The 24,305-nt window shown below is 69.3% G+C and carries 16 protein-coding genes and 1 pseudogene; 10 read left to right on the forward strand and 7 right to left on the reverse strand.

The window, feature by feature from the left end; genetic code table 11:
• Positions 1–77 precede the first annotated feature (77 nt).
• Positions 78–401 carry a DUF6412 domain-containing protein gene (locus IE118_RS05180; protein ID WP_189556019.1) on the reverse strand — a complete coding sequence of 108 codons (324 nt, stop codon included), beginning with the start codon at positions 399–401 and terminating at the stop codon, positions 78–80.
• A gap of 286 nt (positions 402–687) precedes the next feature.
• On the opposite strand from IE118_RS05180, the gene IE118_RS05185 reads away from it, so the two are divergent.
• The gene (locus IE118_RS05185; protein WP_189556020.1) at positions 688–1,701 is read left to right on the forward strand and encodes an SEC-C domain-containing protein; all 1,014 of its coding nucleotides are present in this window, start codon (positions 688–690) and stop codon (positions 1,699–1,701) included.
• A 78-nt stretch (positions 1,702–1,779) separates the two neighbouring features.
• Here IE118_RS05185 and IE118_RS05190 read toward each other — a convergent pair whose 3' ends face one another.
• The gene (locus IE118_RS05190) at positions 1,780–2,613 is read right to left on the reverse strand and encodes an alpha/beta fold hydrolase (protein WP_189556093.1); all 834 of its coding nucleotides are present in this window, start codon (positions 2,611–2,613) and stop codon (positions 1,780–1,782) included.
• 295 nt (positions 2,614–2,908) lie between these two features.
• Complete coding sequence (locus tag IE118_RS05195) at positions 2,909–3,229, reverse strand: hypothetical protein (RefSeq protein ID WP_229846660.1); 321 nt, start codon at positions 3,227–3,229, stop codon at positions 2,909–2,911.
• A gap of 315 nt (positions 3,230–3,544) precedes the next feature.
• Here IE118_RS05195 and IE118_RS05200 point away from each other — a divergent pair, with 315 nt between their 5' ends.
• Genes IE118_RS05200 through IE118_RS05210 form a run of 3 tightly spaced genes read left to right on the forward strand, consistent with a single transcriptional unit; the run spans position 3,545 to position 6,601 of the window.
• A complete protein-coding gene (locus IE118_RS05200) occupies positions 3,545–4,009 on the forward strand; it encodes a very short patch repair endonuclease (RefSeq protein WP_189556021.1) in 465 nt (154 codons plus the stop codon).
• 25 nt (positions 4,010–4,034) lie between these two features.
• Positions 4,035–5,072, forward strand: a complete 1,038-nt coding sequence (locus tag IE118_RS05205; RefSeq protein WP_189556022.1) for a DNA cytosine methyltransferase — start codon at positions 4,035–4,037, stop codon at positions 5,070–5,072.
• On the forward strand, positions 5,069–6,601 hold the full coding sequence (locus IE118_RS05210; RefSeq protein WP_229846661.1) for a DNA cytosine methyltransferase: 1,533 nt from the start codon (positions 5,069–5,071) through the stop codon (positions 6,599–6,601). Before IE118_RS05205 ends, IE118_RS05210 begins: the two co-directional genes overlap by 4 nt.
• Positions 6,602–6,616: 15 nt before the next feature.
• On the opposite strand, the gene IE118_RS05215 is transcribed toward IE118_RS05210, so the two are convergent.
• The 3 genes from IE118_RS05215 to IE118_RS05225 are packed head-to-tail and all read right to left on the reverse strand — an operon-like array spanning position 6,617 to position 10,634.
• A complete protein-coding gene (locus IE118_RS05215; RefSeq protein ID WP_189556023.1) occupies positions 6,617–7,486 on the reverse strand; it encodes a DUF6339 family protein in 870 nt (289 codons plus the stop codon).
• Positions 7,483–8,478 (reverse strand): hypothetical protein, encoded by a 996-nt coding sequence (locus IE118_RS05220; RefSeq protein ID WP_189556024.1) that lies wholly within the window; start codon positions 8,476–8,478, stop codon positions 7,483–7,485. The genes IE118_RS05215 and IE118_RS05220 overlap by 4 nt, the downstream gene beginning before the upstream one ends.
• A complete protein-coding gene (locus IE118_RS05225; RefSeq protein ID WP_189556025.1) occupies positions 8,475–10,634 on the reverse strand; it encodes a helix-turn-helix transcriptional regulator in 2,160 nt (719 codons plus the stop codon). The genes IE118_RS05220 and IE118_RS05225 overlap by 4 nt, the downstream gene beginning before the upstream one ends.
• Before the next feature lie 480 nt (positions 10,635–11,114).
• On the opposite strand from IE118_RS05225, the gene IE118_RS05230 reads away from it, so the two are divergent.
• The 5 genes from IE118_RS05230 (at position 11,115) to drmB (ending at position 23,138) form a co-directional block, all read left to right on the forward strand.
• On the forward strand, positions 11,115–11,282 hold the full coding sequence (locus tag IE118_RS05230; RefSeq protein ID WP_189556026.1) for a hypothetical protein: 168 nt from the start codon (positions 11,115–11,117) through the stop codon (positions 11,280–11,282).
• A 105-nt stretch (positions 11,283–11,387) separates the two neighbouring features.
• Positions 11,388–16,136, forward strand: a complete 4,749-nt coding sequence (locus IE118_RS05235; protein WP_189556027.1) for a DEAD/DEAH box helicase — start codon at positions 11,388–11,390, stop codon at positions 16,134–16,136.
• Positions 16,133–18,037, forward strand: coding sequence for a UvrD-helicase domain-containing protein (locus IE118_RS05240; protein WP_189556028.1), 1,905 nt, complete (start codon positions 16,133–16,135; stop codon positions 18,035–18,037). The genes IE118_RS05235 and IE118_RS05240 overlap by 4 nt, the downstream gene beginning before the upstream one ends.
• The gene (locus tag IE118_RS05245; protein WP_189556029.1) at positions 18,034–21,279 is read left to right on the forward strand and encodes a helicase-related protein; all 3,246 of its coding nucleotides are present in this window, start codon (positions 18,034–18,036) and stop codon (positions 21,277–21,279) included. Before IE118_RS05240 ends, IE118_RS05245 begins: the two co-directional genes overlap by 4 nt.
• The gene (gene drmB / locus IE118_RS05250) at positions 21,276–23,138 is read left to right on the forward strand and encodes an MrfA Zn-binding domain-containing protein (protein ID WP_189556030.1); all 1,863 of its coding nucleotides are present in this window, start codon (positions 21,276–21,278) and stop codon (positions 23,136–23,138) included. The genes IE118_RS05245 and drmB overlap by 4 nt, the downstream gene beginning before the upstream one ends.
• A gap of 8 nt (positions 23,139–23,146) precedes the next feature.
• Here the strand turns inward: drmB and IE118_RS05255 are convergent, their stop codons facing one another.
• Complete coding sequence (locus IE118_RS05255) at positions 23,147–23,785, reverse strand: ATP-binding protein (protein ID WP_189556031.1); 639 nt, start codon at positions 23,783–23,785, stop codon at positions 23,147–23,149.
• 239 nt (positions 23,786–24,024) lie between these two features.
• Between IE118_RS05255 and IE118_RS05260 the strand changes: the two are divergent.
• Positions 24,025–24,246 (forward strand): annotated as a pseudogene (locus IE118_RS05260) (helix-turn-helix domain-containing protein); the annotation flags it as partial.
• Positions 24,247–24,305 lie beyond the last annotated feature (59 nt).

Here is a 24,305-nt window from a genome sequence, read left to right on the forward strand (position 1 = left end):
TACGGGATGGCGGCATGACGACCCGCGGCAGGGCGCGGTACGGGAAGGGAAGGAACGGAAGAAGTGCTGCCCGGGCCCTACGCGGCGGTCGCCGGGAGGGCGTGTCCCGGAGCCCGCGGCCGGGTGCGCCCCTTGGCGTCGGGGTCGCGCTGGGGCAGGAAGGCGGTGCGCCGGTCACGGTCGCGGATGGCCGTACGGACCCGGGTGGGCGGCACGACGGGCGCGGAGCGCGCGGCGACGAGGGAGCAGACGGTGAGCGCGCTGCCGGCGGCCGCGGTCGCGGCGAGCGCGACGTCGACCACGGAGAGCCCGCCGGCGGCCGGCAGCAGGACGAGGAGGAACGAGAGCAGCGGGAGGAGCACGCCGAAGGCGGACCGCACGGTCACCCGGTGCCGGATCACTCGCCGTCCCTCCTTCCGTCGCCCTCGTCCCGCGGGACCTGCTGTCCTGCCGGACCCGCTGTCGCGCCGGTGCACAGGTCCGCCGGCCCTCACCGGACCGCCGGCCTCACCGGGTCGAGCCCCGGTCACCGCACCAGCCACAACGTCCGGGAGGGGCCCCACGGTTCCACCTCACCGGAAATTCACCGTACGCCCCCGGGACGCCCCTCCCCCGGCGCCCCGGAGCGGCCCTCCGACCCCCCTGCGCCCTCACCTTCTGTCACCCGTCGGCAGTACCGTGTCCCCCATGCGCCCCGACACGCCTGCCGAAAACGTCGACCACACCGCTGAAGCCGCCCGTCTGGAGCGGACCGCCGACCTCTACCCCGAGGACGCCGAGGCCCTGCTCCTGCGGGCCGCCGCCCACCGCGAACTCTCCGGCGACCGCCCCGCCGCGACCACCCTCTACGACCGCCTCCTCGCCTCGGACGCGGCCCTGGACCAGCCGTTCCTGGTCCGCGCCCTGAAGGCCTCGAACCTCTGGGAGTACGGCCACGAGGCCGAGGCCCGCGCGATCATCACCGGCATCCGCGCGGCGGCCCCGCGCGACCCCGCGCCCTGGGTGATCGTCGCGGAGTCCCTGGAGGCGCACGACGAGCTGGAGCAGGCGCACGAGACGTACACGCAGGCGGTACGCCTGCTGCTGACCGGGGTGTCGCAGCCCCCGCGCGCCGCCCACCCCCTCCTCTTCGGCCGCCACCGTGTCCGCAGGATGCTCGGCGCGGCGCACGACGAGTGGGACGCCCTGGCGGACACCGTCCACACCCTCCCGGTCACCCTGGACGAGCTCCACGACCCCAAGCGCGTGTGGTCCCTGGGCTCGGAGAACCCGGCGGAGCTGGAGGCGGAGATCCTGCGCCTGCGCGCGGAAGTGGGCGCGTTCCGCGAGGCCCTGTCCCGCCCGTTCCCGGTCGCGGTCCTGCACTGGCCGGCGGCGGAACTGACGGAGCTGACGGAGGCATACCCGGCGCTGAACGTGGAGTACCCCTCCTACGACGCCCACCTGGCGTCGATAGAGGCGGACCTGCGCGAGCTCGCCGCCTCCGGCACCGGCAACCTCGGCATCGTCACGGGCACCGTCCCGTCGTTCGAGGCCTTCGCCGCCTCGGAGCTCACCTCCCCCGACGACCCGGCCCTCCTCCCCCAGTACGCGACCACGCTGGCGGCCCGGGGACGGGCGACGGCGTGGCCGCCGGAGCGGTCGGCGGCGTGCTGGTGCGGCTCGGGCCGGACGTACGGCGACTGCCACGGCACCGCGTGACGGCTCGGCGGCTTGACGGTGCGCCCGCCCGCCGGCTCGGCGAACGGGCGCACCGCTGCTGCTGCCGCTACCGGCCGGTCACTTGGCCAGGAAGGCGAGCAGGGCGTCCGTGACCTCCTGGCCGTGCGTCCACAGCAGGCCGTGCGGGGCGCCTTCGACGACCACGTACTCGGCCTGCGGCAGCGCCCGGTGGAACGGCTCACCGGTCGCCTCGATCGGCAGGATCCGGTCGGCGGTGCCGTGCAGGATCAGCGCCGGCACGTCGATCTTCTCCACGTCGGCACGGAAGTCGGTGGTCCAGGTCGAGACGCAGGCGAGCGAGGCGTACCAGGAGGATCCGGCGGCGACGTTCCAGCTGTTGCGCAGGGCCTCCTCGCTGATCCGGGTGCCGAGGTTCTCGTCCAGGTTGTAGAAGTCCTGGAAGAACGCGCTGAAGTAGGCGTAGCGGTCCTCGGTGACGGCCTGCCGTATGCCCTCGAAGACGCTCCCGTCGACGCCCGTGGGGTTGTCGTCGGTCTTGAGCAGGAAGGGCTCGAGGGAGGCGAGGAACGCGGCCTTGGCGACCCGCTCGGAGCCGTACGTGCCCAGGTAGCGGCCGACTTCCCCGGTGCCCATGGAGAACCCGACGAGGACGGCGTCCCGCAGGTCGAGCGTCTCCATGACGGTGTTCAGGTCGGCGGCGAAGGTGTCGTAGTCGTAGCCGGTGGTGGGCTGGGAGGACCGGCCGAACCCGCGCCGGTCGTAGGTGATGACCCGGTGTCCCGCCTCCAGCAGGGCCGCGGCCTGCTTCTCCCAGGAGTGCCCGTCGAGCGGGTACCCGTGGATCAGCACGACCGGCTGCCCGCTGCCGTGGTCCTCGTAGTAGAGGTCGATGGAAGCCGAGTTCTCCTGGCCAACGGTGATGAACGGCATGGTGGTTGCTGCCTTCCGTAAGGGGTCGGTGTCGCGCACTGGTTAGAACATAGCGCGCAATCGAGTTGTGCACAACTAAGTTGCGCGCAACTTATTGACGCCATCCCACCCGGGCGCCTCAGCAGACCGGCTCCCCCGCCGAACCGACGCCTCCCCACCCGGGGGGCACGACCGGTGATCACTCCGGCCGCACCCCCTCATTCCACCCGCCCCAGCGGACCCTCACCTCCACCGACGGGTCGAGATCCCGCCTCCATCGGTGGTTGCAGGAGACCGCCCCCGACCTCAACCACCATCAACTCCCTGACGGATCCGCGCGGACTGAGCCGCCCCGCTGCCGCGGCTGACTCAGGGCGACCAGAAGCAGCCCTCCCAGCAACAGGGCGTTGCCGCCGACATAGCGGGCCTCCGGAGGAACACTCGGCAGGACGCGGAAGTACATGAGGCCCTGCAGAAGAATGGACACCCCGATGAGCAGGGCCCCGAGACCGTAGAGCTTCGGCCTGGCGACATGACGGCGCGCCGAGGGCACAACCCACCCCGTCCGCAGCGTGCCCACCCCCGACGCGACCATCAGCAACCCCACGAGCACGCCGATTCCCACTACCCACACCATGGAGCCCCTTCCCTTCCCACGGACCAGAACCGGAACGAGATCGACGCCCGGCTCGAAGATCCCCCCACCCTCGCCCCACCGAGCAGCACCCGACCAGGGCAGGACCAGGCAGTCTCCACCGTGCCCTTACTGCCGTCGCCACCCGCGTACCGGGATCCGGCCCCGGAGGGACCTGTCAGCGAGCCGCCCCCGGAGCGGCCGCGACGGCCCTCAACAGATCCCGCAGCAACTCGCAGTCCACGCTCCCGGGCTTTCGGAACCGCAGGCACCCCTGGCCATGTCCCGCCCGGCCGGCAGCGCCGGCAGAATGCTGGTATGCACGGTGCTGTCCCGTCCTCCCCCAGCGTCTCCCACCGCATGAGTCGCCAAAGCTCCCGCGACACGGCTCCTGAGGTGGCGGTCCGGAGGATTCTCCACGCCGCAGGTCTGCGGTACCGGGTGAACGTGCCCGTCCCCGGAATGTCCCGTCGCACGATCGACATCGTCTTTCCCAAGGCCAAGATCGCGGTTTTCATGGACGGTTGCTTCTGGCACGGGTGCCCGGAGCATGCGACGAGTCTCAAGGCCAACGCGGAGTGGTGGCGCCGCAAGCTGGACCGGAACACGGCCCGGGACCGGGAGACCACGGGACATCTCACGTCTGCGGGGTGGACCGTTCTGCGGTTCTGGGAGCACGTCCCGCCCGATGAGGTGGCAGCGGCGGTGCAGGCCACGGTGACGCTAAAAAAGCGGGGCAGGGAGAGCCCCGAGGAAAGCGCGGGATCATCGAGCCGTCTGTGACGCAGACGGTAAGAGGGGGGGACCTATGACCGACCAGTTGGCTTTCGCGGACGTCTGCGCGGGCGCGGGCGGTCTGGCATCAGGGCTGGAGAGCGCCGGCTTCTCACCGGTGCTGCTGCTCGACAACAAGAGTCTGGCGTGCGAAACGTTGCTGGCCAATCGGCCGCAGTGGAATGTCGTCTGCGAAGACCTGATCGACTTTCTTCCGGAGGAGCACCCGGAGGTTTTGGACGTCGACCTGCTCTCGGCGGGTCTTCCCCGGGTGAAGGCTTCGGCAGCGGTGGGACGCGGGACCAGCGAGCCGGAACTGCGGCTGCTCAAGGCCGCGGTCTACCTCGTCCACGCTGTCCAGCCACGTGCCCTGCTCCTGGAGAACCTGCCCGCCCTCGTGGACTCGCCCGTGTACGCGGACGTCCGGTCGTTCATCGAGGACGAGTTGACGCACCTCGGCTACGGCTCCCACTGGTTCGTGCTGAACGCGGCCGACTTCGGCGTCCCGCAGGAGCGGCTGCAGGGAGTTCTCGTGGCACTCAGGGAACCGTGGTTCCACGCCTTCGTTCCGCCGCCACCGACGGTGAGTGAACATGTCTCGGCCGGTCGGGCGCTGCGCCGCTCGATGGGCGCCAGAGGTTGGTCCGAGGCCGATGCCTGGGCGGACCAGGCACGATCCGTGGCGCCGACCGTCGTCGGTGGCTCGGACAACCGAGGCGGGCCGGACCTGGGTCCGACCGGTACGAAGCGGGCCTGGGCGCGGATGGGGGTGAACGCCGGTGCGTTCGCCGACGAAGTGCCGGGGCCGGACTACGTGTGGCCGCGTTCGAACGACGTCTCCGAGATGTTGAAGATCACGGTGGACCAGGCAGCCGTACTCCAGGCGTTCCCACCGGAATGGCAGATCACAGGACAGAAGACGGCTCGTTACCGACAGATCGGACACGCGACTCCTCCGCCCGTGGGCAGAGCGCTCGGCAGGGCCATCTCGACCGCGCTGCGGTCGCCCGTAGGAGCACAGGCAATGGGGGGAACGGCACCCCCGATCGCCGGCTACACTTCAAGCCCATGAGTCACATCGAGAACGCACCGCCCCCACCTGCGGGTTTCCGCATCTTGGACCTCTTCGCGGGGCCGGGCGGGCTGGATGTGGCAGCTGATGTCCTGGGGTATCAGGTCACCGGCATCGAGTGGGACGACGACGCATGCGCCACCCGCGAGGCCGCCGGGATGGACACCTTCCACGGCGACGTGAGGAAGTACAGCGCATCGCACTTTCCCCACGCGCAAGTGCTGACGGGGGGACCTCCCTGTCAGACCTTCACCGTGGCGGGTCGCGGTGCAGGTCGCAGAGCACTGGACGACGTCCTCGGGTACATCGAGCGCCTGCATGCCGTCGTGAGCGGGGCCGAGGCGAAGTGGGAGGACGTCTCCCGCACCTGGCGGGAGATCACCGAGGAGCTCGGGGAAAAGGCGGCCGAGGCCGAGCGGATCAAGGCCGAGAAGCGCGAGGTCGACGCTCTCCGTGCGGTGGAACGCAAGGCCATCAGGAAGAGCCTCCAGGAGGATGGCAGTTCGCAGGAGAGGATTGATCGCGTCCTGAAGGCACTCAGGGCCTCGAGGGATCTCGCTCCCGAGGACGCGGACCTCAACGACCTGGTCGCGCAGTACAGCTCCCTGGGAACCGCGCTGAAGAGCATGAAGGCCGACCTCGAAAAGCTGGGCGACGAGCGGACGGGGCTGGTCCTCCAACCGCTGTGGTGGGTGATCGAGCGGTGCCGACGCCCAGGGCTGGAGCCTTTCGAGGCCGTGATCCTGGAGCAGGTCCCGGCTGTCATGCCGGTGTGGGAGAAGTACACCGAAGTGCTCGCCACTCTCGGCTACCGCACGAGGACGCAGCTGATGTTCACCGAGGCGTTCGGGGTACCGCAGACCCGCAAGCGCGCGGTGCTCATGGCCCGGCTCGGTGGGACCGAGATCCCCGAGGTGGCCGAGACTCATGAGCGCTACCGTCCTCGCCCAATTCTCACCCGGACGTCGAAGGAGACGGGCGCCCTCTTCTGGGACCCGGAGGAGACGGCCGTCGACAGGACGCCGAAGAAGTCATGGGTGTCCATGGAGACGGCTCTCAAGAAGGCACGGAGCATCGCGCCCGATCTGCCGGACCGCCCCGCTTTCACCGTCGTCTCGAACTACGGGACCGGCGGCGACCCCGGCGCGCGCGGCGAACGCGACCATGACGCACCGTCCGCGACGATCACCGGGAAAGTGTCTCGGAACCGGCTGGTTCACAAGGACACGAAAGAGGACCTCCCGGAAGAGTGCGCCCGGTTCACCTTCGCGGAGGCCGGAGTGCTCCAGACTTTCCCCGTCGCATACCCCTGGAGCGGCAAGGACCAGCCTCAGCAGATCGGCAACGCCGTGCCGCCCCTGCTCGCCCTGCACGTGCTGCGGCACGTCCTCGAGCCCGAACTGTCGGACGAGCAGGCGCGCGCCAGGCTGGAGCAGGCCGTCGCGGATCTGGAGGCCTGGCGGCCCGGCGAGCCGGCGAAGGTGCGCGAGCACGGTGAGTGGGAGGGGCACCCGCTCACCGGCAAGTGACCCCTTCTCTCCGCCCTACGGTGTCCGTCCCCTGACCGGTGCCGTCTCGAAGAGGTCGGCGAAGTACTCGGTGAGCTTCGCCACCGAATCCTCCCGGACGGGTTCCTCATCGGGCCCGGTGGGCAGAACGTGCCGGGGCACGGGCGGCGCGGACTCGGCATCCGTGATCCACTGGCGCAGCGCCCAGGGGTCGCGTGGCTCGTCCTCGGCGAACGCGTCGTAGATCACGGTGGCGCCGGCGGTGTTGATCGCCGTGATCAGCCCGTTGATCTCCCGCCCGGTGGTGGCGGTGCCTCGTTCCAGGATCCGCACCAGGGCCTGAGCGGTGGGCCTGTGGTCCACCAGGCTCACGCGCAGGGAGTTGTGAATGAGGTCCTGGTTGGAGCAGGCCCTCACCACCGGCGTGTAGTCGGCGCCGTTGCGGAACATCTCCGCCGCCCACCACAACCGGGAGAAGCACTGGCGGTCCGGAGCACCCATGAACCGGACCGGGTTGATGCGCGGAACCTTCCCCTCCGAAGCCGTCGGGAGGTGTCTCCAGGCCACATAGTCCGGCGCGACGGCCAGCGCGATGTGGTTCCAGATCCTCTTGTCCGCGGCTTCCCGCCGGGTGAGACGGAGCGTCGCGTGCAATCGGGGCGCCAACCAGCCGTCGGCATCCGTCCGGTTCTCCTTGAACTGGAACATCGCGTCGTCCACCAGGTCCCTCAGCGGCTCCACCGCCCACCTGGCGTCGTCCTCCGGCAAGGGCTCGACGACCTTGGCCAGGTCGACACCGCCGTGTCCCTGCACCCCCCTGAGGAGGTCCTCGGTGAGGAAGGGGTCGGCGGCGGCTCCGGACAACAGACCGAGCCGCTCGGGAACGTGATGGGGCCTCTCGATCACTCGCTGTCCTCTCGGTTCATCTGCTGCAAGGCGCGCAGGGCGTTGGCGACCGCCTTGCTCGCACCCGCGCGACGTACGGCGGCATAGTGGATCCGGGTCTGCAACTCCACCCAGCCCGTGTCGTCGGTCCGCCGTCGATGGACCCGGCGCAGTGCCTCCTCGACGTGCAGCCCCGGGGCCACGTCGGGGAGCATCTCCCGCAGAACCTCGCCCCTCCAGTCGGTGGGGAAGACCGGCGAGCCGTCCGGTTCGACCTCCAGATCGCCCACGGCACTGTGGAACACCGCAGTCCAGACATCCGTGGCCATCTGGGAGAGCAGGAGTTCGTGAATCTTGTTCTCGATCCCCCCACCATTGCCGCCCAGGAGGTCCGAGAACCCCTCGACGTCCGTATTGATCATCACCAGTGGCAGTCGACCCGAGGTGTCGATCACCCAGGGCACGTCGGCGTAGGGACGCAGCCACTCCCTCGCGCTCTTGGAGAAGCCGGCCTGCTTCACGTCGAGCCGCAGGCCGCCCAGCGGCTCTTCGGACACCACGTCGACGGTCCAGTCCGCATCGGTCTCGGTGATCGACCGCCCTTCCACGCCGTCGACCGTGGCGACTGCGTAGGCGGCGAGACTCGCACGTCCCGCGTGGTCGTCCCGAAGCACCTCGATCTGACCCGACCACTCCTTGCTGTCCGGAGCGTCCTGCCGCAGCTCCACGGTGGTTCGGAGATTGGTGTCCCCGTCGGTCAGCACCGCCAGGACTCGCAGACCGCTCCACGGGGCGTCCGCGTCGGTGGCGCCGGGGGGCAGGGTGGCGGAGAGGCCGATCCTGGCCGAGATCCAGTCCTCGTGCTGGGCCACACCCAGAGCCACGGTCCGCTGCGGAACGGAATAGGCGGAGGTGTCCAAGGGGTCGAAGGTGCCGTCGGGCAGCTTGAGCGTCGCCGACATCACCCGTAGGGCGATCGGACGGTTGAGTCGCTTGTACGGGTAGAACTTCATGCCTCACTCCCCTGCGCGCCGGCACGGAGTTCCAGAACGAGCCGCGTGAATTCGCTGCGTACCGGATGGCTGGTGACGTCGGTGAAGCCCTTGAAGACGGCTCGGCGGGCGTGCGGTGCGAAGCGGAGCGCTCCGCCCTCGACTTCGCATCCGTCCACGGCGACCAACTCGGCCCAGTCGAGCTTCGGCCGGCTGCCGGATCGGACGTCCAGCAGGACCACCGGGCTCATCGCGGGCAGTTCGTCGGCGCGCGGCAGTTTCACCTCGGCGGTGATCCTCCACTCCCCGGCGGCCCCGATCTCGGCGGTCAGCCCGTCCAGCTCCGGCAGCGTCGGGCCGGAGGCTCGCTTGGGAGCGGAGGTCTTGCGTTGCACGGTGAGTTTCTTGCGCAGCTTGGCGTTCTCCTGCGACCCGGCGCTCTTCGGCCGGACCACCAACTCCTTCACCGCCGCGTTGACCTCGGTGGTCAACCTGGAGATCCGATAGTGCGCACTGTGCGACCACCGAAGGGTCAGCTCCTCGGTCTGGCCCCAGCGGTCGTGCTCGGGTGGTTCGGCGGCGCGCAGGAACTCCTCCGCCTCCACCGCGAAGGGTGCCGAGTCGCCTGCGGCCTGTCCGACCAGGAGAACCGCTTGGAAGGTGTTGACGCCCAGAGGCAACCCACTGACGCCGGCCTTCCTGACGGTCATGCGGTTGCCGCGCAACGAGTGCACCTGATTCGGCACACCGTCCCTGTCCTCCGCCTCCGTGACCAGCAACACCCCCTGGTGGATACCGAGCGTGCCCCGGCGTCCTCCGGTGAGGGGCAGCCGAAGCGGAACGTTGCGGAGCGCCACCTGGCCGGCCTGAGTGAGCCGGTCAACGGTCGTCCCCTCGTAGAAGGCTCGCAACGCCCGAGTACGTGAGGGCTGCGTGACGCCGGGGTCGACCTTTTCCTCCGGGATGACGACCTCGCCATTGCGCAGTGTCCGTACGGACGTCTCCAGCAAGGGGAGTCTGCTGCCCCCGCCGGTCATGGCCGCCCAGAAGTCCCGGCCCAGCGCCTCGACGAGGCGACGGTGCATGACGGTGATGTCACGAGTCCCGTCGTCCTCGCTGCCACCGTTCTCGTCCTCGTCGATGACCGAGTCGGCCTTGTCCGACGCGAGACTCGCCACGTCGTGGGCGCCGACGATGAGGAAGGACGTTCCCGGCTCGTCGCTGTCGCGGGCGAGGTGGAGTCGTTCGACCGTCTCCGTGTCCGCCCACCACGAACGGACCACCTCCGCGCCGGGCGTCTCGGGGTCGGGGCGCCCCAACCAGGCGGGGCCCGCGCACTCGCGGCCCTCGACGGAGCGCCACGGGAGTTCGAGTCGTCCGATGACACGGCGTTCGGTGCGGCCCTCGTGGGGGACGGAGAGCGTGGAATTGATCAGGACCATGCCGAGTGCGCTGGTCGCCCAGAGGGTCGCTTTGCCGAGGCCGTACGAACCGCCGGCGCTGCTACCCGACTTGAGACTCTCCAACTGCCGGCGGACCACGGCCGCGAACTTGCCGTCATCGTAGTCGTCACCAGTGAGCCCCGAGGCGTTGTAGTCGTCGACGCGCAGAAGGATCAGGCGGCCCTTCTCGAACATGTCGCGCACTCCGGCGTCCACGACTCGTCCGACCTTCTGATCGGCGGCTGTCTCCGAGACTGCCAGGTAGTGGGGTTGGAGTTCGTCCCAGAGGATCGCGGCGCGGAACGCCTCCAGAGGCTCGCCGGTCAGTTCGTGGATCGTGTAGCGCACGCGGACCGGGCGCCCGTTCTCCACGAGGCGCTCGTCGAGACTGTTCTGGCAGGTCTCCCGCGCGAGCACCTGGACGTCCGCGTCGAAGGCGAACGCGGCGGCGTTCCCGCCGTCCCGCCCGCCGTCCCGGTAGCCGGGGCGGTGGTACCAGGTGACGGGCAGACCGGCCTGCGTGTCGGTGGTGCGGGTGTGAATGGTGCCCAGGTCCGTGCCCAGCGCCCTGGCGATCTCGCCCATGACGGTCGGACGCGGGACCGAACGCTTGGTGATCCACGCCGAGACAGCGGCTCGGGTCAGCCCCAGCTCTTCCGCCAGCTCCGCCTGCGTCATACCCGCGATCTTGAGCTGACGGGCCAACCAGGGCCCGAACTCCTCACCGGCCTCCATCTGGCCTCCCGCTCTTCGCCGTTGTCGTTGTGCCCAGGGTTCCGGACAGGCTAATTTGACACGGCGACAAGCGTCAACTGCCGCTTGACGGAGCACCGACCGCTCCGACCGTCAGTTCACCTGTCCACTTTGCCCATTAGGTCCGGAACACCGAGGAATCCAACGAGTTGCACCCCGGGATGCAGTTCACGTTCGGGAACGTCCCGCAAAGCGGAATCCCCAACTCCCGCAAATTGGCCCGGGATTGGGAGTGACACGATCGAGTGAATCCTCTAGGATCCTGACGGCGGCGCTGTCCGCCTCGCTCGGAACGACACCCCTGCGACAAGGGGTGAGGTGTATCCAATTCCACTCGCTCACCCCCGAACGCGCTCATGGTACGGGGATCCTCACACGACCGGAGGAACCGAAACAGCTATGGAAGACCCTCCCGGGGAGACGGAACCCCCGCACGACACGCCCCCGTACTCCATGCGCGAAATGGATTCCATTTACTTGGCCCTCTTCATGGCCGGTTCGATCACGGAACGTAAACAGATCCTCACCTGGTACGGCTTATCGATCGAGCACGCCCGCGAACTCTTCCGCGGCCTTCCCGGATCCCTCGATCCGACCGCCGCGGCCAACTTCGAGATCGACGACGACTGACCCGCTGGCCGTGCGTCATCGCAGGTCTGGCGGATTGCAACGTCCTGGCCCGATCCGCTCGCCCGTCTCTCAGGCCATTGACCTCGCACGAGAATCGAGATAGCAATGTCCGCTCACTCCTCGCACGTTGTCCGTACCGTTCTCGAACAGTCTTCTCGTGTCCTACGGACGTATGAGGTCGATCCCGGTCTCATTCCGGAGCACGCCAACGGCGAGCGTCGTATCACGCAGGGCGGCTACGGGGATCGCCAACTCTTCGAACTCGTACAGAACGCCGCGGACGAAATCGCCGCGCAGCCCGGGGGACGCATTCAGGTCGTCCTCACCGATACTCACCTCTACTGCGCCAACGAAGGGGACCCGGTGACCCCCGAGGGCGCGGAGACCATTCTCCGAATGAGCATGTCGCGCAAGAGAGGTGGCCAGATCGGCCGTTTCGGCGTGGGTGTGAAGTCCGTGCTGGTGGTCACCGACGCCCCGCAGTTCTTTAGCAGTTCCGGGTCCTTCGGTTTCGATCGCGAATGGGCACGCGAGAAGATCCGGTCGGTCCCCGGCGTACGGCAGCGTCTGGGTGAGGAGTTCGAGGCGCCGGTCCTCCGCATGGCGCGCCCTCTCGACGCCGCTGCCGAGCGTGCCCAGGACCCCGTTCTCGACGAGTTGTTGGGCTGGGCCACCACGGTCGTCCGTCTGCCACTGCTGGACGACGCCGCCGGCAGGTTGGCGCTCGACATGTACGGCGGGCGGGCGGGCGAATCGTCCCGGGAGGAGTTTCCGCTCGGCTTCCAACTCTTGTCGCCGCACGTGGCGAAGGTGGTCCTCGAGGACCGCCGGCCCCGTCCGCCCGTCCGCCGGGTGCTGACCACCGAGCAGTCCGGCGATCTGCACACCGTGTTCGAGGAGCGGACGGGACGGACGCCCACGACCGCCCGGTGGCGTGTCTTCTCCACCACGCACGAACCCGGTCCGGCCGCACGCGATGACGCCGGCGAGCTGCACGACCGGCTCACGCTCGACCTGGCGTGGGCCGTCCCCGACCTGGAGCAGGACCCGAAGAGCGGACTCCGGGTGAGCCCGCAGGCGCGGGGGCGGGGCCGCTTCTGGTCCTTCTTCCCCACCAAGTACGAGATGTCCTTGAGCGGCATCCTCAACGGCGCCTGGAAGACCAACGAGGACCGGCAGAATCTGCTCGACTCCTCGGCGTTCAACGAGGAGATGATCCGGGTCTCGGCCACGTTGGTGGTCGACTCCCTTCCGCGACTCGCCCCCGCCCAGGACCCCGCCGCATACCTTCCCCTGCTGCCCGGTCGGGTGAAGGAGGCGATCAGCTGGGCCGACGCGTTCCTCACCGAGGAGATCTGGAAGCATACGGCGGTCCGCCCCTCGCTGCCCGATCAGGAGGGCGTACTGCGCGTACCGACCCAACTGCGGATTCCCCCTCGTCTCGACAAGGAGCGCAGCACCGGTTGGTTGCGGCTGTGGCACGAGTGCCCGGGCCGCCCGTCGGACTGGCTCCATCCGAACGCCGAGGTCGACACGTTGCGCGCCGGCAAGGTCGAGCACATCCTCGGGGCGGCCGGATGCAAGCGGGCCGATGTACGGACCTGGCTGGAGGCACTGGTCGGCTGCGGCACCGCCGAGGCGTCGGCGACGGCGATCCGCATCCTCGCCGGCATGGTCGAGGCCAGGTCCCCGTACGCCGAGGAAGCCCGCAAGGCGAAGGTCGTCCTCACCGAGGAGCACGGTCTCGTCACCCCCGTGCCCGGCCAGGTCTTCCGTCGTTCCGACGACGGCGGGCTGCGGGAGTCCCTGAAGTACGTGGTCGGCGAGATCGGTCAGGACCCCGCGCTCGCGTCCGCGCTCAACGTCCTCGGCATCCGTGAGGCGGACGCCGAGGGCCGGTTCATCAGCGTCCTCGACCAGGGCTTCACGGGCTGGGCGGACGCCGAGTGGGAGCGCTTCTGGGACCTCTTCCGCCTGGCCGGTGGCCGCCGTCTGACCCACACGGTCCTCCAGCGCGTTCCCGACGCCCGGGAGACGCTGCGCGTCCGGACGGCGGACGGCAGGTTCCGCCCGGTGCGCGACTGCATGCTGCCGGGTGCCGTGGTCGACGCGGAACGCGAACCGAACATCGCCGTCGACACGAAGTTCCACTCCGACGACCTCGCCTTCTTCCGGGACATCGGCCTGCGGGAGCGGCCCTCGACCTCGATGCGTCCGGAGGGCGAGGCCTGGTTCGAGGAGTACCGGGAGGCCGTTCACGCATCCTTGCTGCGCACCCTGAGCCCCGGCACCCCCCGTCCGGCCCTCAACAGGATGAAGGTGGAGGGGTCGCCGATCGGTGGTCCGCTGCACTTCTTCCGGTTGCTCTCCCCGGAGTCCCGCGCGGCCTTCCTGGCGGCGCTTCCGGACGAGGCCGTGGTGGACAACTGGACACGCCAGGTCGGCGCCCAGACCAGTACGCGTCGGACCGTGGTGTCGCCGATCCGTTGGATGCTCAAGAAGCACGGGACCGTAGCGACCTCCAAAGGGATCAAACCGCTGCGGGAAGCCGTCGGGCCGCAGCTCGCCGACTACCGGGACGTCCTCCCGGTCGCCGGCATCTCCCCGGAGAAGGCACGGAAGCTAGGGTTGCCGACCACGGTCGACGAAGTTCCGGCGGAACGCTGGGAGACGCTCCTCTCGGAGGTGGCGCGAAGCGAGGACGACGCCTTCGTCGGCAACACCTACGTGATGCTGACCCGCTTCGGCGCAGAGTTCCCCGAGGACTCGCTGACCCGTTGCCGGATTGGGGACGCCTGGGGCAGCCGCCCCGACGAGGAGATCACCGTCGCGGTCGGCACCACCGAGTACCGGGCTCTGCGCGCGGAGCAGCTTCCCGCTCTGCTGGTGGCGACTCCGGAGGACGCCGAGCTGATGGTGGAGAGGTGGACCATGAAGCGTTTCGCCGATGCCATCTCCAAGGAGACCCGCGAGGTCGTCGACGGGGATCCGATCGCCCTCGTGGAGTTGTACCCCGCCCTGCGCCAGCGGCTGAGCAGCGGCGACCGCAGCACCGTGGTCCAGCGGTGCGTCGAGTTGGAAGAGGTGACCCGGACGGAGAACGGCACGAAGGCTCGTCCCCTGGACGCCGTACGCCAGGGCGACACGATCAAGGTGCGCGTGCCCCTGGCTCCCGAGCCGATGCTGCGGCTGATCGACCGGGAACTGGGCCTCGGGCTCGGCGCCGCCGGTTGCCGGGCGGTGCTCGAGCACCAGGAGCGCATGGCCCGGGACAGCGAAACCAAGGCAGCGCTCAAGGCCGTCCGCGACGCCGATGACGTCGTCGCCAAGATCGAGTCGTTGATCGGCGCCGAGGCCCTGCGCGCCGGACTGCCCGACGGGCTGATGGAGGCCGAACTGCAGGCGGCCGACGGCGCGGAACCCTCCGGTCACCGGATCGCTCAGATGGCCTTCAACGCGCACGGCGACGGTGTGCTCCAGCACCACGCCCGTGACATTCAGGCCCGCTTCCCGAACGCCCCGGTGTCCTACGGAGGTGCGTCCGCCGCTGTCGCCTTCGTGTCGGATCTGAGGTTGCCGGTGGCCTTCGCCGGCTCCAGGACTCCGACGCCGCCGGCCTTCGAGACGGTGGACGGCCCTCGGGACTTCCCTCGGCTCCACGACTACCAGGAGGACCTGGTCCGCAACATCACCACCCTCCTCGACCGTCTCGCCCCGCAGCGCGCCATGCTGTCACTGCCCACCGGAGCGGGAAAGACACGGGTCACTTCCGAGGCCGTGATCCGCTGGGTGAAGCGCGTCGGCGATCTGGTCGGTCCGCTGCTGTGGATCGCGCAGACCGAGGAACTGTGCGAACAGGCGGTGCAGAACTGGAAGTTCGTCTGGAACAAGGTCGGCGCCGAGCGACCTCTCACCATCAGCCGGCTCTGGAGCAGCCACGAAGTGGGGAACGTGGTCGAGAACCCCCATCTGGTGGTCGCCACCGACGCCAAGCTGGAGCGGTGTCTCGGAACCGACCAGTACGCCTGGCTGCGACAGGCCACGCTGGTCGTCGTGGACGAGGCCCACACCGCCATCTCCAAGCGCTACACCGAGATCCTGGGCCTGTTGGGACTCACCCAGTACGAGACCGGACGACACCTGCTCGGCCTGACGGCCACCCCGTTCCGCAACACCAACGAGGACGAGACCCGTCGCCTCGTCACACGCTTCGGCAACCGGCGGCTCGACGACGGCGTGTTCCCGTCCGGCGATGCCTACCGGGACCTCCAGGAGTGGGGGATGCTCGCCCAGGTCGAGCACCGCACCCTCACCGGTGGCCGGATCGAGCTGACCCGGGACGAGAGGACGCACGCCGAGCGCATGGCGATGCTCTCCCGTGCCGCCGAGCAGCGGCTCGCCGACGACCACGCGCGCAGCCGTCGCATCGTCGACGAGGTGGCGGGCCTTCCGAAGGACTGGCCGACGCTGCTGTTCGCGACCTCCGTGGATCACGCCAAGTATCTGGCGGCCATGCTCAACGACCGGGGCATCCGGGCCGCGGCGGTGGACTCCACCACCAGCGCACAGGACCGTCGCCGGCGGATCGAGGACTTCCGCGCGGGACGCATCCGTGTCCTCACCAACTACGGTGTTCTGACTCAGGGTTTCGACGCTCCCGCGACCCGGGTCGTGGTGGTGGCCCGCCCGGTCTACAGCACCAACGTGTACCAGCAGATGATCGGGCGTGGTCTGCGCGGGCCGAAGAACGGCGGCAAGCCGACCTGCCTGATCCTCAACGTCGACGACAACATCGCCAACTTCGACACCAAGCTCGCCTTCACCCAGTTCGAGCACCTCTGGAGCAGAAAGTGACCGACGCCTATCTCGACAGCCCTCCGCTCACGGACGAGCAGCGGGCCGTGGTCGAGCAGCCCTGGGACGCGCGCGTCCTGGTCACCGCCGGAGCAGGCGCGGGCAAGACGCACACCCTGGTGCGCCGACTCGACGCGCTGTGCGGCCACGAGGACCCCGACGAGGCGCTGGAGGCCGCCGAGATCCTGGTGCTCACGTTCTCCCGGGCCGCCGCCCGTGAGCTGCGCGAGCGGATCTCGCGACACGGGGAACGCGCCCAAAGGGTACGGGCCCGCACCTTCGACGCCTGGGCCTACGAGGTGCTCCTCCAGGCGCAGCCGGACGGCGAGTGGGGCACGGTCGGCTTCGACGAGCGGATAGCGGCCGCCACCCGCGCGATCGAGAAGGGGGCGCTCGAGGTCGGAGAGGCCGTCCCACCCGCACACATCGTGATCGACGAGGTGCAGGACCTCCTGGGCGGGCGACGCGAGTTGGTCGAGACGCTCCTCGACCGGTACCAGGAGAGCTGTGGCTTCACCGTCGTCGGAGACGCCGCTCAGTCCGTCTACGGCTTCCAGATCGCGGACCCGGGCGAGCGCGCCGACGAGACCGGCAGGTTCTTCGACTGGCTGCGCTGCTCGTACCCCGACGATCTCGTGGAGCTGAGCCTCACCCGGAACTTCCGGGCCGGCACCGAGGAAGCCGAGGTCGCGCTTGCGCATGGGCCCCGTCTCCAGCAGCTCACCGACCCGGACGAGGCCGCGACGCTCTACGACGAAATGCGCGACCTCCTCATGGAGCCGAAAAACGCGACGGGCGAGCTCTTCAACGAGTTGACCCTGAACGGTCTGCGGGACCTCACCGACACCTGCGCGATACTCACCCGCGACAACCAGGAGGCCCTTGTCGTCTCCGGCCTGCTGCACGCACACGGCGTGGAGCACCGGCTGCGGCGCCCGCTCGAAGAGCGTCCCGTGCCCTACTGGGTGGCCGAACTGCTGCGCGGCACCGAAGCGTCCGGCCTCTCCGAGGACCGGTTCCGCTCCCTCCTCGCAGCCGTCCCGCTGCCCTACGAACCGAACGCCGACGCCCTGTGGACGGTGCTGCGCCGGGTCGCGCGGGGACCCGGTCGCGGGGTGCTCGACCTGGACCGGCTGCGACGCACGGTCGCCGACGGCCGGTTCCCCGACGAGGCAGCCGACCCGGAGACCGCTCGGATCGTCGTCTCGACCGTACACCGGGCCAAAGGCCTGGAGTTCGACCAGGTGATCGTTCTGGCTCCACCGACCGTCGCGGAGTTGCACAAGCGGTACGGGGACGGACTCGACCTGCCCGCAGAGGCTCGGGCCCTGTACGTGGCGATGACGCGTGTCCGCCAGGACCTGTACCACGCGCCCCGCCCTGAGCTACCCCTCTTCAGGAGGGCAGGACACCGACGCGACGGCCGTCGCTACATCGGATCGTGGCGGTCCTACGACAGGTACGGGATCGTCGCCGAAGCGGGCGACGTGTGCCGGGACAACCCTCCCGGTCACGATATGGACGCCGTCGCCACCCAGGCATACCTCCTGGCCCACGTCCGCCCCGGCCAGAAGGTGGTGCTGCGCCGACGCCACGACCTGCCGATGGGAGAGACACAGAGCCCGCCGTACGCCCTCCTGCACGACGGGCGGGAGATCGGCGAGGCCTCCCAAAGGTTCCGCGAGGCCCTCTTCGAGGTGCAGAAGGTGAACCGTACCTGGGACCCCTGGTGGCCCGACGAGATCCACGACCTGTGGATCGACACCCTGGAGACCGTGACGGGCAGCACCGCAGCCGGCGCCAACGCCGGACTCGGTGAGCGCGGTGTCTGGACCGTCCCGCGGATCACCGGCGTCGGCCGGTTCCGCAGAGCCGACGACAACGAGGAGCAGCGAGCATGACGCACGTGGCAGGCCGGCACTCCGAGCACTACCTGGTGCGGGACAAGGAACTGCTCGTGGGGCTCCGCCGCGAACTCTTCGGCCCCGCCGAGGACGCCGCGCCGGAGGACCGGGACGAGGTCCTCACCCAGGACGCGCCGATCGACCGCTACCTGACCGGCGTGCTGTATCCGAGGGCGTCCAAGGAGCGGAAGGTCGAGATCGCCGCGGAACAGGACGGCCTGGACGTCCCGCCCGTGCTCCTGCGTGAGGACGTCGAGGAGCCCGGATCGGCGCAGGAGATCACGGCATCCGGAGACAGGCGCCCCTCGACCATGGGGCTCACCTTCGCGGTCGATCCGACCATAGGCGACACGATCGTGGTCTCGGCCAGGGCGGCGGTCTACGAACCCACCGACGCCGAGGGCAAGCCCGTCGAGGCCCGCCGGGCCGAGGCCCGTACCACCTCCGAACAGCGGGAACGGTGGCGGCGCAGGGTGCTGGAGATCCCGGACCGGTCCATCGCCGTGAGGGCGCCCGTTCCCGCCGAACCCATCGAACTCATCCCTGGCAAGGTCGCGTTGCACGTCATCGTTCGACGTCCCGACCCGACCACCGGCACGGTCACGATCACCGTCACGCTGATCAACACCCAGAAGGTCGGTGAGTGGGATCTCCAGGACGCCTTCTCCCTGTTCCAGTGCGGCCTGACGGTCCGGGCCGCCAACGGCTCCACCGCGTTCGTCGAACGCCCTGCCCCGTCCGTCGCCCACGACCCGGAGATCGCCACCAGTCGCCTGCTGCACCGGCACGCCCCGACCTTCGCCGTGGGGCACGGCTGCGCCGCCACGTGGGACTGGAACCCCTCGCCCATCGGCGTGACCGACACCGAGAAGGCCGGCGTCCCCGAGGTGCGCAGCGACTTCGTGCCCAGCGTGGAGGTACTGCTCACCGACTCCAATCCGGAGATCGACGACTCGACGCTGTCCATGCTGGGGCTGGCAGAGAAGCCCGACGCGGAGGTGCTGACCGCCCTGGAGGGTCTCGCCACGGGATACGAGCACTGGATCGCCCGAAAGCAGGTCGAGGCGGACGCTCTGGCCGGTGGCACCCACGGGGACCCCGCGCAGATCCAGGTCGAGGCCTGTCGCGAGGCGCTCGGCCGGATCCGAGAGGGCATCGAGTTGTTGCGCGGGAAGCCGGACCTGATGAAGGCCTTCCGCCTTGCCAACCGTGCCATGGCCGACCAGCGCGCCCGCAGCGCCTGGGTGAAGGGCGGACGTGTCGGCACCCCCGATCCGGCCGCCGGCAAGTGGCGCCCCTTCCAGATCGCCTTCGTGCTGCTCTGCCTGGCGGGCATCGACGACCCCGAGCACGACGACCGGAACATCTCCGACCTGCTCTGGTTCCCCACCGGTGGTGGCAAGACGGAGGCCTATCTGGGCCTGATCGCCCTCACCTCCTTCCTGCGCCGCATCCGCAACGGCGTGGACGGCGGTGGGGTGACCGTGATCATGCGCTATACGCTGCGGCTGCTCACCCTTCAGCAGTTCGAACGCGCGGCGATCCTGCTCTGCGCCATGGAGAACATGCGGCGTCGGACGCCGGAGCTGGGTCGGGAGGAGTTCTCCGTCGGCATGTGGGTGGGCCGCTCGGCCACCCCCAACACGCTGGCCGAGGCGGATGCCAAGCTCGACGAGCTGCGCGCGAACCTGGACAAGCGGCTCGCCACCGAGAACCCCGTCCAGTTGCATGCCTGTCCCTGGTGCGGAACGCGCCTCGACGCCCGGGACTACGAGGCCGACGAGGACGCCAAGCGGATGTTCGTCCGCTGCCCCGGCAGGGACTGCGACTTCGCCGATGGCCTCCCCGTCCACCTGATCGACGAGGCGGTGTACGACGCGCGCCCGACGCTGGTGATCGCCACTGTCGACAAGTTCGCCTCGATGCCGTGGCGTCCGGCGACCTCCGCACTCTTCAACCTGGACAACCTCGACGACGACACGCCTCCTCCCGAGCTCATCGTCCAGGACGAGCTCCATCTGATCTCGGGTCCGTTGGGGACTCTCACCGGCCTGTACGAGACCGCCGTGGACGCGCTGGCCGGCCGTCCCAAAGTGATCGCCTCCACGGCAACCATCCGTCGCGCCGCCGACCAGGGCCGCCATCTCTTCGCGCGCGGGGTTCGGCAGTTCCCGCCCGCCGGTCTGGACTCCCGTGACTCGTGGTTCGCGGTGGAGACGCCGCTCGAGGAGAAGGCGAGCCGCCGCTATGTGGGCCTTCTGGCCCCCGGCACCAGCCAGTCCACCCTGCTCATCCGCACGTACGCCACCTTGCTGCACCGGGCCATGCAGGCGCAGACCAAGGACGAGGTGCGCGACGCCTACTGGAGCCTCGTCGGCTACTTCAACAGCCTGCGACTGCTCTCCGCGGCCGAACTCCAGGTCCACGACGACGTGGTGGCCTACCTCGAGCTGCTGGCGGAGCGTGAGGGCGTCCCCGTGCGCTCGGTCGCCAACTACTCGGAGCTGACGAGCCGGATCGACGCGAGCGAGATCCCCACCCGGCTCAAGGGCATCGAGAAGAGGCTTCCCGACGAGGACACCGTGGACGTGCTGCTCGCCACCAACATGATCGCGGTGGGCGTCGACGTGGACAGGTTGGGGCTGATGGCCGTGATGGGTCAGCCGCAGACGACCGCCGAGTACATCCAGGCCACCAGCCGGGTCGGCCGCGCCCACCCCGGTCTGGTCGCGGTCATGCTCAACTCCACGCGCGCCCGGGACCGCTCCCACTACGAGAACTTCCAGCATTTCCACTCCGCTCTCTACCGCGAGGTCGAGTCCACCTCCGTGACACCGTTCTCCGCTCGCGCCCGCGAACGGGGCCTGCACGCGGTGATCGTCGCCCTCGCACGCATCCTCATCCCGGCCGCGCGGCCCAATGAGGGCGCCGGCGACGTCGAGTCCTACGTGGACGTCCTCCAGAACCGCGTCAAGCCCTTGTTGATGAAGCGGGTACGCGCCGTCACCGAGGCCGAGACCGATGCCGTATCCGACGATTTCGAGGAGTTCGTCGAGTGGTGGCGCGATGAAGCGAGCACCCACAATCGTCTGCTCTTCGAACCGCAGCGGGGTGATCGCGCCCCCGCACTCCTGAAGGCGTTCGACGACGAGTCCGAGGACGCCGAGGCGTGGCCCACGCTGTGGAGTCTGCGCGATGTCGACGCCGAGTCCGCCCTGTTCATGGAGGGAACACGATGACCCCGCCCCCTCGTCGCCGCCGGTCCGGAGCGAGCGGCGCCACGCCCTCCCACTCCTTTCCGCGACGCGGTGAGATCCGCCGCGCCCAGGCGATCACCACGTACGGCGTCGGATCACTCATCGCCGTCGACCACGAGTCCTTCGTCGTCTCGGGCCTGGACGAGGCCGATCGGAGCTGGCGTCCCGACGAGTCCCCGCGGATCTACGAACGACGGCTGGCCAGACTTCTCGATGTCGACCACTTCCGGCTGCCTCCGGCCTCCGACGACACCAGCAAGGACGGCCTCCGGGTCCGCCGGTTCCCGTTGATGCATTCGTGTCCCGAGTGCAACGAGCTGCAGCACCATCGAGACTTCAATCCGCCCGCCGGTCGCAGTGTCTGCGGCACCTGCGAGGTGGACCTCGTTCCCTCCCGCTTCGTCGTCGCCTGCGAGGCCGGGCACCTCGGCGAATTCCCGTACTGGCAGTGGGTGCACCGCTCGTCCGACCGCGGTTCCACGACCGTCGGCAAGTGCGGGGGGAAACTCAGGCTGCGCACCTCCGGACGTACCTCCTCGCTCCGTTCCATCCTCGTCTCCTGCACCTGCGGGCGGGCGCCCGAGGTATCGATGGAGGGCTCCTTCCGCAGGAAGGCGCTCAAGGACCTGGGACTGAAGTGCCGGGGCCACCGCCCGTGGCTCGGCACCTCCGCTGCGGATCAGGAGTGCGGACTGCCCCTGCGGACGCTCCAGCGCGGTTCCTCGTCGGTGTGGCAACCGGTGCTGAAGTCGGCGCTCTCCATCCCGCCGTGGAGCAACAGTCGCGAGGATCCGCTGGCCGGCCACTGGGAGAAGCTCAGGAAGTACGAGACCCGCGAGGCCGTCGAGATCTATCTCGATGCCGTCTTCACCGAGGGAGCGTGGCCCCTCTCCCTGGACGAGGTGATGACGCTGCTCGCCGCGGAACGCGAGGAGGATCCCTCGGACGGGGAACCCGCCACCTTCGACCATCGCTACCGCGCCCTGCGCAACAAGGAGTACGAGCGTCTGCGCTCCGGCAACGACGAGAGCGAGCACTCCCGCGACGAGCAGTTCGTCTGCGAGACGCCACTGGGCGACCAGAGCGTGCTCGATCCGCTCGGCGTCACCGGCCCGATGCTGGTCAAGAAGCTCCGCGAGGTGCGCGCGCTCAAGGCGTTCACCCGGCTCGTCGACGCCGAGTCGACGACCGACGCGAAGGAGATGCCGCTCTCCGACAAGCCCCTGCGCTGGCTTCCGGCCATGGAAGTTCGCGGCGAGGGAGTCTTCCTCCAGCTGGACGAGGAACGGCTGGGCACCTGGGAGAAGACGTTCGCGGTGGCGGCCCGGGTCGAACGGATGCGGACCGCCCACCAGCGGGTGCTGGATCAGCGGGCCGACGATCCGAGCCGGGCCGTCCCGTCTCCGGCCACCCCCCGGATGGTGCTGCTGCACACCTTGGCCCACGTCCTTGTCACCGAGTGGAGCCTGGAGGCGGGGTATCCGGCAGCGTCCCTGCGCGAGCGCCTGTACGCCGCCGACGACATGGCCGGAGTACTCATCTACACGGCGACGAGCGACTCGGCGGGCAGCCTCGGCGGTCTCGTCGCCCAGGGCGAACCGGATCTTCTCGGCCGCACGGTGTGCTCGGCCGTCCGCCGCGCCGAGTGGTGTTCCTCCGACCCGCTCTGCATGGAGACCGAGGTGTCCGCCACCGGCACCAATCTCGCCGCCTGTCACGCCTGCGTGATGCTCCCTGAGACGAGCTGCGAGCACAACAACATCCTGCTGGACCGCGCACTGCTGGTCGGCACGCCGGACGAACCCGCCGTGGGGTTCTTCCAACGGGTTTTGGCGGGCTGAAGCAGTCGTCACCGCCGACTGCTCGACAGGGTCGCCTCATAGCGACTCTGTGCGCGGTCGAGCGCATCGTCGGCGTCACAGCCGTGGGCCCGGAGCCAGCGGAGGAAGTCCGTGATCACGTCGATCACGGATTCCTCCGCCGCCGTCCGGCCCACCCTGCCGAGCCCGGGTTCGTAGCGGCAGGTCGGCGGCCTCAGCGTCGCGTACATGTCCAGCAGCGCCTCGGCGCGTGTCACCGACGGATCGTCCGAGCGACCGACCGGCGGCGCCTGCCCCGTGGCCAGCTCGCACCACGTCACCTTGCGGTCCTCCTGGATCCGGACGCCCCAGCGGTCGGTGAGGGCCTCGACCAGTGCCATTCCCCTTCCGCCCTCGGCGTCGACGTGCGCGGCGACAAGGGTGGGCAGGGCTCGCGCGTCGGGGTCGTGGACCTCGATGCGCAGGTGCGTGCCGTCCAGTGAAAGAGCGAGCGCGCCAGGGGTGCCGGGTCCGACGTGCGTGACGACGTTCGACACGAGTTCACTGACGCACAGTTGGGCTGTGTCGACGATCTCGTCCAGGTCCCAGGCGCTCAGGCGGTGCCGCACCAGGCGCCTCAGGGTGCCGACTTCCTCGGGATGGGCGGTGAACTTCACGTCCCACGCCATACGCGCCGTGTGCGCCGACCGACTCACGAACTCTCCCCACGTGTCCGTCTCGCTCCGGGCCTCGTGCCGCGGAGCGTCACGACCGTTCACTCTGTGTCGTGACGGGAGTACAGCATGGAGCCGACGCATCCCGTCATGCAATGTGCACAGCGGGATTCCCACTTCCGTGTGATTGGCAAGCAGCCCTCTTGGCATGAGACTGAACCCTGGTTACGCGACAGGTGGTTGAGGAGATCGAGATGGCCGGTTCACCGACGGCACGCCGTCGGCGTCTGTCGATCGAGCTGAAGAAGCTCCGCGAACAAAGCGCGTTGACCTGCGCCCAAGTGGGCCAGGCCCTGGACTGGAGCGGCTCCAAGGTCAACCGCATGGAGACGGGCAGCGGCAGGGTTCAACCGTCGGACGTCGACGCGCTCTGCCGGTTCTACGTCACGAGCGACGAGCTGCGCGAGTTCCTTAAGAGGTCCTAACAAAGGCGTTGGACGTGCCGGTGGGTGATCAGGCAGGTCGCGAGGCCGAG

Source organism: Streptomyces pilosus (genome assembly GCF_014649835.1).
GTDB classification, from domain to species: Bacteria; Actinomycetota; Actinomycetes; order Streptomycetales; family Streptomycetaceae; genus Streptomyces; species Streptomyces pilosus.